General features: G+C 35.3%; 11 protein-coding genes. 3 read left to right on the top strand and 8 right to left on the bottom strand.

What is annotated here, in order from left to right; all coding sequences use genetic code 11:
• Nucleotides 1–359: 359 nt before the first annotated feature.
• Entirely contained in the window at nt 360–623 is a 264-nt protein-coding gene (gene rpsT / locus BLQ56_RS13220) for a 30S ribosomal protein S20 (protein ID WP_090855012.1), read from the top strand.
• Nucleotides 624–681: 58 nt separating this feature from the next.
• On the opposite strand, the gene holA is transcribed toward rpsT, so the two are convergent.
• Nucleotides 682–1,692: a DNA polymerase III subunit delta gene (gene holA, locus BLQ56_RS13215; RefSeq protein WP_090855009.1), complete on the bottom strand. Its 1,011-nt coding sequence runs from the start codon at nt 1,690–1,692 to the stop codon at nt 682–684.
• A gap of 358 nt (nt 1,693–2,050) precedes the next feature.
• On the opposite strand from holA, the gene BLQ56_RS13210 reads away from it, so the two are divergent.
• The gene (locus tag BLQ56_RS13210) at nt 2,051–2,185 is read left to right on the top strand and encodes a YqzM family protein (RefSeq protein ID WP_090855006.1); all 135 of its coding nucleotides are present in this window, start codon (nt 2,051–2,053) and stop codon (nt 2,183–2,185) included.
• A gap of 127 nt (nt 2,186–2,312) precedes the next feature.
• On the opposite strand, the gene BLQ56_RS13205 is transcribed toward BLQ56_RS13210, so the two are convergent.
• From BLQ56_RS13205 to BLQ56_RS13195, 3 genes are all read right to left on the bottom strand, one after another.
• On the bottom strand, nt 2,313–4,676 hold the full coding sequence (locus tag BLQ56_RS13205; protein ID WP_090855004.1) for a DNA internalization-related competence protein ComEC/Rec2: 2,364 nt from the start codon (nt 4,674–4,676) through the stop codon (nt 2,313–2,315).
• Nucleotides 4,639–5,208, bottom strand: a complete 570-nt coding sequence (locus BLQ56_RS13200; RefSeq protein WP_090855001.1) for a ComE operon protein 2 — start codon at nt 5,206–5,208, stop codon at nt 4,639–4,641. Before BLQ56_RS13200 ends, BLQ56_RS13205 begins: the two co-directional genes overlap by 38 nt.
• 73 nt (nt 5,209–5,281) lie before the next feature.
• Nucleotides 5,282–5,893: a helix-hairpin-helix domain-containing protein gene (locus tag BLQ56_RS13195; protein WP_090854999.1), complete on the bottom strand. Its 612-nt coding sequence runs from the start codon at nt 5,891–5,893 to the stop codon at nt 5,282–5,284.
• A gap of 122 nt (nt 5,894–6,015) precedes the next feature.
• On the opposite strand from BLQ56_RS13195, the gene comER reads away from it, so the two are divergent.
• Nucleotides 6,016–6,837: a late competence protein ComER gene (gene comER / locus BLQ56_RS13190; protein WP_090854996.1), complete on the top strand. Its 822-nt coding sequence runs from the start codon at nt 6,016–6,018 to the stop codon at nt 6,835–6,837.
• Nucleotides 6,838–6,913: 76 nt separating this feature from the next.
• Here the strand turns inward: comER and BLQ56_RS13185 are convergent, their stop codons facing one another.
• The 4 genes from BLQ56_RS13185 to BLQ56_RS13170 are packed head-to-tail and all read right to left on the bottom strand — an operon-like array spanning nt 6,914 to nt 9,148.
• A complete protein-coding gene (locus tag BLQ56_RS13185) occupies nt 6,914–7,663 on the bottom strand; it encodes a class I SAM-dependent DNA methyltransferase (protein WP_090854993.1) in 750 nt (249 codons plus the stop codon).
• A complete protein-coding gene (rsfS, locus tag BLQ56_RS13180; protein ID WP_090854992.1) occupies nt 7,660–8,016 on the bottom strand; it encodes a ribosome silencing factor in 357 nt (118 codons plus the stop codon). Before rsfS ends, BLQ56_RS13185 begins: the two co-directional genes overlap by 4 nt.
• On the bottom strand, nt 8,017–8,589 hold the full coding sequence (yqeK, locus tag BLQ56_RS13175) for a bis(5'-nucleosyl)-tetraphosphatase (symmetrical) YqeK (protein WP_090854988.1): 573 nt from the start codon (nt 8,587–8,589) through the stop codon (nt 8,017–8,019). It lies immediately after the preceding gene.
• Nucleotides 8,576–9,148, bottom strand: a complete 573-nt coding sequence (locus BLQ56_RS13170; protein WP_090854985.1) for a nicotinate-nucleotide adenylyltransferase — start codon at nt 9,146–9,148, stop codon at nt 8,576–8,578. The genes yqeK and BLQ56_RS13170 overlap by 14 nt, the downstream gene beginning before the upstream one ends.
• Between the last annotated feature and the right edge of the window lie 22 nt (nt 9,149–9,170).

Here is a 9,170-nt window from a genome sequence, read left to right as displayed (position 1 = left end):
GAATTAGTACTCCGTTTCGTGGGATTCCTTAAGTCTTTCGCGGGATTATCGATCTGCTCTATCCATAGAGCCCATCATTCGCGGGATTCACTAGATTTTTCGCGAAATTAATACCCAGTTTCGTGGGATTCCCTCGCCTTTTCGCGGGTATATCAATCTGACTTTCCCAATAACTAATAGAATTGTAAAAACACAATTCAAATTTAAAAATCGGATGAATAGATAATTGTATTGCATTATTAGCAATGGTTTGGTAGAATATCATTTGTTCCAACATCTGAATTTTCACGTGAAAATTTATAAAATTGGTATTGAATGATCGAGTTAATATAACCTCGATAAGTCTAGGAGGTGACAGTATGCCGAATATTAAATCAGCTATCAAACGCGTAAGAACTAGCCAAGAAAGCCGTGCGCAAAACGCTTCAATCAAATCTGCAACACGTTCTGCAGTAAAAAACTTCGAAGCTCTAGCTACTACTAATGACGATAATGCAAAGGCAGCTTATTTAGAAGCTTCAAGTAAGCTTGATAAAGCAGCTCGCAAAGGTCTTATCCATAAGAATGCAGCAAGCCGCCAAAAAGCTCGTTTAGCTAAAAAGTTAAACAGCCAAAACGCATAATACACAAAAAGACGACTCATTAATTGAGTCGTTTTTGTATTTTTTAAGAAGTATTATTCTACTTAGCTAACCTCATAATAAATAATTCTAATAAAAGTTGTTTATCCATCTTCCCACTCTTCATCTCATAATCCATCTCAGCCAATTGCAACATGATACTTTCTAATTCTTTCTCGGTAAATAGTTGAGCCTGTCCCGCTGCCAGTTTCACTCTAAATGGATGAACCTTTAAATGGCCTGCGATTTGTTGTTGTCCATATCCTTTTTTTGAAAACTCCTTAACATGTAGAATGATTCTAAATTGAGTAGCTAACAGTGATAATATTTTAATTGGTTCCTCATTATTTCTTAATAAGTCATAGAAAATTCTCAATGCCTCTGTTAGATTCCGTTGAACCGTTTTTTCAATCAACGTAAAGATATTCTGTTCAAGCGTTCTTGGTACAAGTGACATTACAACATCCTCAGTAATCTCTCCACCTTGCCCAACAAACAACATCATTTTATCAATTTCTTGAGTAAGCATTAACAAGTGAGTCCCTGTTAATTGAAGAATTAATGATTTCGCCTTTTCATTGATCACCACACCATTACTAGCAACTCTATCTGACATCCAGGCAACGATTTCTTTTTCAGTTAATCTGTTGGATTCTAGAACCTCTGCCTCACGCTTCAATAATTTTGTGATTTTTTTCCGTTCATCAAGTTTTGGATAATTAGCAATAAAAACAATAATAGTGTACGGTGCTGGCTCGTTTATGTATGCCTCAAGCTTTTCAATATTGTGTTCTACTTTTCCTTTATCTGATGTAAGAAATAATGGGTTTTTAAGCAAAACAATTCTACGCTCACCAATAAACGGAAGAGTCTCAGCATCTTCTAATGCTACCTCTACTGGCACTTCCTCAAGGTCGAATACGGAATAATTAAAATCTTTTTCTTCCTCGTTAATAGCCTTATTAACCAAAAGTTCTTTTGTTTCATTGATTAAAAATGGTTCTGTTCCGTATAATAGGTATATTGGATCGAATTGATTCTTTTTTATTTTTTTCCAAATGTCATGATTCATAATAATTATCTCCAATTAGATCATTTTTGTGTGCTTTGTTTATCGTAATGGAGAAACCGATATATTTCAATTAATAATAACTTAGGGGAATTGATCTAAGGATCAATCCCCCTATCTATAATGAACGTTAATAAGGTTGCCCTAGGAAACACCCTTATTAACGATTGTTGTTTGTTAGTTATATTTTGCCCGCTGTGAGATGAAGTATTTGTGACAACAGTTGACAGTATAGGAAACAGTAACTGTAGATTTTTTTTCAAAATTACCTTATACTATTTATAGGTTATTAACGTTAAGTAAGTGCATTCGCACTTAGGTCTTAGAAGGGATTACTTTCTGATGAGTAGGAGGGGTTAAATTGAATCAATTCGAAAAAAATGTACAAACAAAGCGTAATGATGCCGTAGATTCTGGTGTGGGATTTGTCGTCTCTTTTGGCTTTTTCGCTACTTTGTTTATTATCGCGACAGTAATTAAACTAATTGCTTCCTAATATAAAGTAGTACTATTCCATTGGTGATAGTAAATTCTGTACATATTACTCCGAGACTGCCTAAAGCAGTCTCTTTATTTATGTCGGTAATTAGTTAGGTGCAGCTCCAATTAAGTATACTTTATTACTATGGAATAACGACTGAAAACGTTCCTTTCTTTTTGCTAAATTTAAAAGAAATTGCCCCATTTAAGTCAGTTCTATAAATGTTCAAACTTGCTGCTTGCAAACGATCAATTAATTCTGGGTGTGGATGGCCATATCGATTATTTTGTCCAACCGAAATGATCCCTGTTTTGGGATTGAAATGCTCAAGAAATACTTGCGTTGTGGATGTGTTACTACCATGGTGACCAACTTTTAAGACATCTACTTCCAACTTGGGATACCGATTGACCAGTTCTTGCTCTCCTTCTCTTTCTAAATCACCAGTAAACAACCACTTCTGCCCTCCTAACATTGTATATATCACGACAGATTGGTTATTTTCAGTCTTATTTCTCGTTTCATTAGGTGCTAAAACGTAAAACAGATGGTGTCCCACCTTCCAACGGTCTCCTTCTTTAACCGTCGAGATTCTGATTTTTTTATTTTGCGCAAACTTAATCAAATCTTTTTCCAATTGGTTTTCACTGCTACCTTGACCTAAAATGATCATACTCGTACTTATTTGTTCCATTAAATCTATCGCACCCCCCATATGATCGTAATCTCCATGTGTAAGAATCAATTGATCAATACTTCTAACCCCTTTTGATTTTAAGAAAGGTACAACAACATCTTGACTAACAGAAAAAGCATGGTTTTTTTTCTTCCAATCCTCATCTTCAAAGGAAATCCTCTCAGTTACATCAATAAGGTAAACAGCTTTTCTGAAAGGAAGCTTAATGTAAATGGTATCACCTTGTCCTATATCTAACATCGTTACTTCTCCAAATGGATTCAAATATGGGGAAAAATAATGAATGGTACAGGTGAAAAGAAATAGTAGAACTGAATGTTTTAATTTATTTTTGGTTTCCCATGCAACAAATAGAAGAAATATAGAGATGATATACAGGATAAGTAAAAAAACATTTGGTTTTCCAAAGGTGATTGTAAGGGTGAAGTGCTCATAAATCCATAGGACTATGTGATTCGTATAACGGAGGAGATTTGAAAGAATAAGGATAAGGAAGTTACCTAGGGGTTCAAATAAGCCAACTGTAAGAAAGGCCGTTATTGTTAGAGGAAGAATTAAAATTGAGTAAAATGGAACAAAAACCATATTTAGTGGCAAACTTATGAGAGAAATTTCATAAAAATTAAACAAGATCACTGGAAGTCCACTTAGTTGTGCAATGATCGTAACCTTAGCTAAGGTAGTTATCACAGTTCCCTGCTTTAGAATTAAAGTTGAAGACATAATTAATGAAAAACTTACGATGAAGGATAATTGAAAGCCAACCTCAAATAATAAATATGGATTGTATAATAGAAGTAAGCCACATGCAATACTAATGGCATCAACAGGTGATAGTCGGTTTTTCCATTTAGCACTCGTTAATAGCAAAGCTGTCATCATACAGGCTCTCGAAACAGACGGGGCACCTCCGGCAATCACAATATAAAAAGGCAGAAAAGATAGCAAAGCAACCACTGCCTTTTCCCTTGTTATTCCGAATCGGACAAGTAAATAAAATAACATAGTCGTAATAAAACCTACATGTAATCCTGAAATCGCAAGTAGATGTACAATTCCTAATGCTTGATAAGATTTTGTTACATCTTCTTCAATTTGCTTTCTTTCTCCAAAGATAAGTGCCTGAATAATACCTTCAACATCATCAGGAAATGAATCAGCAACTTGCCTTATCCCGCTTTCCCTTTGTTTCAGAATCCAGGTGATTAAATCAAATTCCCCCTCTTTACACTGATTGACATTCCATGCTGATGGTTGAAAGACCCAATGAATTCCTTTTTTGTATAGGTACGATTGATAGTCAAAGCCATTTGGATTTCTCGCTAAGTTTGGAAGAGAAAGTTCTCCCGACACCCTACAAACATCACCAACAGAAAGTGAAGCAAGGCTTTTTCTTTGTTTCAAGGATTCTACATAATAATTAAGTTGAAGCTTTTCATCAGAACTGGTTTTAATTGTGGTAGATAGTTTATTACCATCAGAGTGAACAGGGGAAATGATCTCAAAAGTGAAGTTTGTATCTGTGGGTTGGAGTCTCGAATAATTGGCTTGTTCTGTAACAACAAACAAACACCAAAATCCTATTATAGTCAGAAAGGAAACGATCACAACGGTGATGTTTTTTTGCAGAAGGATGTAACAAATGTACAATCCTGCTGCAATTAATAAAAACCCATTTAGATTAAAGTATGGAATCAAAACTCCTAGTATAGCTGAAAGCGCTAGGTATATATGCTGTCCTTTTAACTCGATCCAACAAAATAAGAGTTTCTTATTCAAAAGTAGTAAATATTTTTGCTGCTTGATCATGTAATGACCTCAATTTATCATCGTTTACACCGTTTGCTTTCAATTCTTCAAGAAGACTCCCAACAAAATCGTTCTTTTCTCTTTGATTTAAATCAAGAACCATTTCATTAAGTTCAACCTTTTCAACCTTAACACTAGCCTTTGCAAATAACTCAATCGCATATGGATGATTTTTATAGTCTTGAGCATAATATACTGCCTTAATACCACTTTGAATGATTGATTTACAGCACTGTAAACATGGGAAATGAGTAACATAGATCTCCGCTCCACTAGTCGGAACACCGAATTTTGCGCATTGTAATAAGGCATTCATTTCAGCATGAATCGTGCGAATACAATGATTATCTACGACATAGCAGCCATCCTCACTACAATGCGTATCTCCCGCAATTGATCCGTTATAACCACCAGCGATAATTCGCTTATCTCGGACAACTGTAGCTCCTACGGTTAACCTTGTACAAGTGCTCCTTAATGCGAGTAAATGACTTTGTGCCATGAAATACTGATCCCAAGAAATTCTATTCATCTTAATTCTCCTTAAATTCTTCATTTTAAAAACAGTGTAGCCTGTCCATAACGGAACGTCAATTTAAATATTATCATTGAACTGTTACCTCGTCTTTTATCTTTTCAAGCGTTTTTTCACCAATCCCTGAAACATTTAATAGTTCATCAATGGACTTTATAGGACCATTTTCCTCAATGAAGTTTTTAATTGCCTCAGCTTTTGATGGTCCTATTCCTGTTAATTGTTGTAGTTCTTCAATTGTACTAGAATTAATAGAAACCTTTTCACCTTGCCCATCATTATTAAACATTTCAACTACTGGTTGTTCTACAACCTCTCCTAGTTTAGGCACATAAACAACCATCTCATCATGTAGCATTGCTGCTAGGTTTACAGCAATCAAATCTGCGTTTTTCGTAGATCCTCCCGCTATCCTAATGGCATCCTGAAGTCTTTCCCCTTGTTCAAGCTCATAAACACCAGGATGCATTACTTCCCCTTTAACATCAATAACAATTTTCGTAGCTGTATCTTCTGTAGGAAAATCCTCCTCTGATTGTAGCGTTTGCTCTAAGTTAAACTCTTCCTCTACCATTGATTGATCTTGCTGACGTTGAAGTGTTGTATAGCAAAAGAGGGCTGCAATGAAAAGAACACTGAATACAGTAAGCATCCACTTTTTAGAGGTCCATTTTGTAAACATTATTTACACCTCCTCTCGAGTTTCTTATTAAAAAATGGAAAGAAATAACTTAGGCATTCATATTATGGGAAAATTAGTCATATGGTAATGGTGAGATAATGTTTGAAAAAGGGGGGACGTAAATGAACATTGGAATGATTGGTACTGGAAATATGGGAAGTATTCTTATTGAGGCTTTTATCGATTCAATGGCTGTTCCACCTTCTAGGCTTACTATTACAAATCGTACCATCTCAAAAGCAGTAAGAGTGAAGGACCGCTATCCGGATATTCAAGTTGCTACCACTGCAACAGAGGTTGCACAAGTGGCTGATCTTATATTCATATGTGTAAAGCCTTTAGAAATTTATCCATTATTACAAGAATTAAAACCTGTGCTTTCAAGTGATAAGTGTATTGTTTCGATCACAAGTCCTATATCAGTCCAGCAATTAGAATCTGAAGTAGATGCTCAGGTAGCTAGAATTATTCCAAGTATAACAAACAGAGCATTAGCAGGTGTGTCCTTAGTAACTTTGGGAGAAAGCTGTAGCGAGAGAACTAGCCAGTTCTTAGATACTCTTTTCAATCAAATTTCTACACCTGTCCATATAGAAGATAATGTTACAAGAGTTGCCTCAGATATTGTCAGTTGTGGTCCTGCTTTCTTTAGTTATTTACTTAGAAGATTCATTAATGCCGCAGTTAAAGAAACACAGATAACTGAAGAACAGGCAGTTACACTTGCAAGTGGGATGATTATGGGAATGGGTAAATTACTTGAAAAGGAAATCTTCACACTACAAAGCCTACAAGAGAAAGTCTGCGTAAAAGGCGGAGTTACTGGTGAGGGTATAAAAGTATTAGAGGCAGAGTTAGGTGAGGTCTTTGAACACTTGTATCATAGTACACACGAGAAGTATTACGAAGACATTGAATTGATTGGGGAGCAATTTAAGAAATAGGATACTATCTATTTTCTCCATCAATCTTTAATTTCCTGCTAATTTAAAATAAAAATAAATAAAAAAAGGGAGTTATTTAACTCCCTTTTTTTGCAGTATAGAAAATCCGTTCAGATTCATTCGTAACATGTTGATCAAAGTCACCATTTATCTCAAGTACTTCAAACCCTAGATCAGTTAACCATTTCTCATACTCTTCAATTGGAAAAGTTCGTTGATAATGGACTTCATCAAACCGTTCATACATCGATGTTTCTTCATCAAGTACAAAAAATGAGAGCTCGTGTTCAACACTATGTTCTGCTGAACCCGGGAAACAGTTCCAAATAAAACTCACATCATCTTCAGTTCCAACATACGTTTGGTTCAAAAAAAGATGATTCATTTTATATATAGAATGAACGTCAAATAAAAATAGTCCATCTTCCTTTAAATACTTTTTAACATGTTGAAATGTTTTAATGACTTCCTCACTCGTTGATAAGTAATTCAATGAATCGCAAAAAATAACAATAACATCAAACTGTGGTAACCCTTCAAGCTCAGTCATATTTTGTTGATAAAACATAATTTGTTGATTTGCCTCAGCAGCTTTTTCATTTGCAACTGAAAGCATATCATCTGAAAGGTCAATGGCTACGACTTGAAACCCTAGTTGTGATAAAGGAACAGAGATTTCCCCTGTCCCACAGGCAAGATCTAGAATTATGTCCATTTTACGATGGCTATATTGTTCTATTTTCTTTTGTAGAAAATCAAGCCATTTCTCATATGGTACATCTTCCATTAATCTGTCATAGAGATAGGCAAACCTCTCATAACTCATTGGTTCAATTCACTCAAGATATCCTCGCTTGGTGCATCTCCCCATAGACGTTCTAAGTTATAATATAATCTTTCATCCTTATGGAAGACGTGAGCGACAACATATCCCATATCAATTAAGATCCAACGAGCTTCATCAAAGCCCTCAAGGCGTTTCACATTAATGCCAAGCTCTTCAGCCTTGTCCTTAATTTCCCTTGCAATCGCTTGAACCTGCTTTTCATTACTTCCGTGACATATTAAGAAGTAATCTGCAACAAGAGAGATCCCCTTCATATTAAGTGCTATAATATTTTCTGCTCGCTTGTCATCCGCTGCTTTCACCGCTGTTGTTAATATCGTTTTTTCATCCATTCAATTAATTCCTCCTTGTTCAATAAGTAACGAGTTATAAGTCAAAAATGTTTCTGGAAAGATCGGTTGGTTCTTTTTTACTAAGAAAAGAATTGTATTTCGGATAGACTGTATAAGAGCCGCATTCAGGTCTGTTTGTGCTATTTCTCTTACCTCTTCCACACCAGGAAAATGACGGTTTGGCTCAATATAATCGGCTAGATAAATAATTCGTTCTAACTTGGTCATCTTTATTCTACCAGAAGTATGATATTTAATGGCATTTAAAACCTCTTCATCTTTTATGCCTACTTCTGTTTCAACTAGATATGCCCCTACAGGCGCATGCCATAATTCACTATTAAATGTTAAAAGTTCAGATGGCATCTTTTGTTCTATGATAATTTGCTTCATTTCTTCCTTAGGCCTGAATTTTGCATAATCATGAAAGATTGCCGCAAGTTCTGACTTTTTTACATCACCTTGATATTTTTCCGCTAGTTCGATTGCTGTATTCATCACACCAATCGTATGTTGATATCTATGATCTGTCAGTTGCTTCTTAACAATCGCTAACGCATCACTTCTGTCCATATAATTGGTTCTCCTCTATATAGTCTCTAACAAGATCAGGAAGTAAATACTTTGTAGATCTATTTTTTAAGAGTCTATCTCTAAGCATTGATGAAGAAACATCAAATTGTGGAATCTCTACCTCATGCACATTGTAAGGACTGTAAAGTGAAAAACCAGGACGTTTTACCCCAACAAAGGTAACAAGCTTCGATAATTCCTCAATCTTATACCAATTTGGTAAATACTCAACCATATCACCACCAATGATAAAATAGAAGGTTGTATCTGTATTTTCCTCTTTTAGTAAACTAATTGTATCATATGTAAATGACCGTCCATCTCTTTCTAATTCAATGTTCTGTAAAAAGAAGGCTGGATGATCTTCAATTGCTAAAGAGATCATTTTGGCTCTATGTATACTATCAGTTAAATGCTTGCCAACCTTATGAGGGGGAATGTGATTAGGCATAAACCAAACTTCATCTAAGCTTAATTCACATAATACTTCATTTGCGATTAACAAATGGCCATTATGGATCGGGTCAAAGGTACCTCCTATAATCCCAATATGCTTCAATGATAATCCCCCTATATTATTC

It is taken from the genome of Litchfieldia salsa (assembly GCF_900104555.1).
Taxonomy (GTDB): Bacteria; Bacillota; Bacilli; order Bacillales; family Bacillaceae_L; genus Litchfieldia; species Litchfieldia salsa.
This window is presented reverse-complemented; position numbering and strand designations above follow the sequence as displayed.

Bases quoted from the DNA above. Each gene is read 5' to 3' on its own strand.
- rpsT (WP_090855012.1), top strand. From the start codon at position 360: ATGCCGAATATTAAATCAGCTATCAAACGCGTAAGAACTAGCCAAGAA.
- holA (WP_090855009.1), bottom strand. From the start codon at position 1,692: ATGAATCATGACATTTGGAAAAAAATAAAAAAGAATCAATTCGATCCA.
- BLQ56_RS13205 (WP_090855004.1), bottom strand. From the start codon at position 4,676: ATGATCAAGCAGCAAAAATATTTACTACTTTTGAATAAGAAACTCTTA.
- BLQ56_RS13200 (WP_090855001.1), bottom strand. From the start codon at position 5,208: ATGAATAGAATTTCTTGGGATCAGTATTTCATGGCACAAAGTCATTTA.
- BLQ56_RS13195 (WP_090854999.1), bottom strand. From the start codon at position 5,893: ATGTTTACAAAATGGACCTCTAAAAAGTGGATGCTTACTGTATTCAGT.
- comER (WP_090854996.1), top strand. From the start codon at position 6,016: ATGAACATTGGAATGATTGGTACTGGAAATATGGGAAGTATTCTTATT.
- BLQ56_RS13185 (WP_090854993.1), bottom strand. From the start codon at position 7,663: ATGAGTTATGAGAGGTTTGCCTATCTCTATGACAGATTAATGGAAGAT.
- rsfS (WP_090854992.1), bottom strand. From the start codon at position 8,016: ATGGATGAAAAAACGATATTAACAACAGCGGTGAAAGCAGCGGATGAC.
- yqeK (WP_090854988.1), bottom strand. From the start codon at position 8,589: ATGGACAGAAGTGATGCGTTAGCGATTGTTAAGAAGCAACTGACAGAT.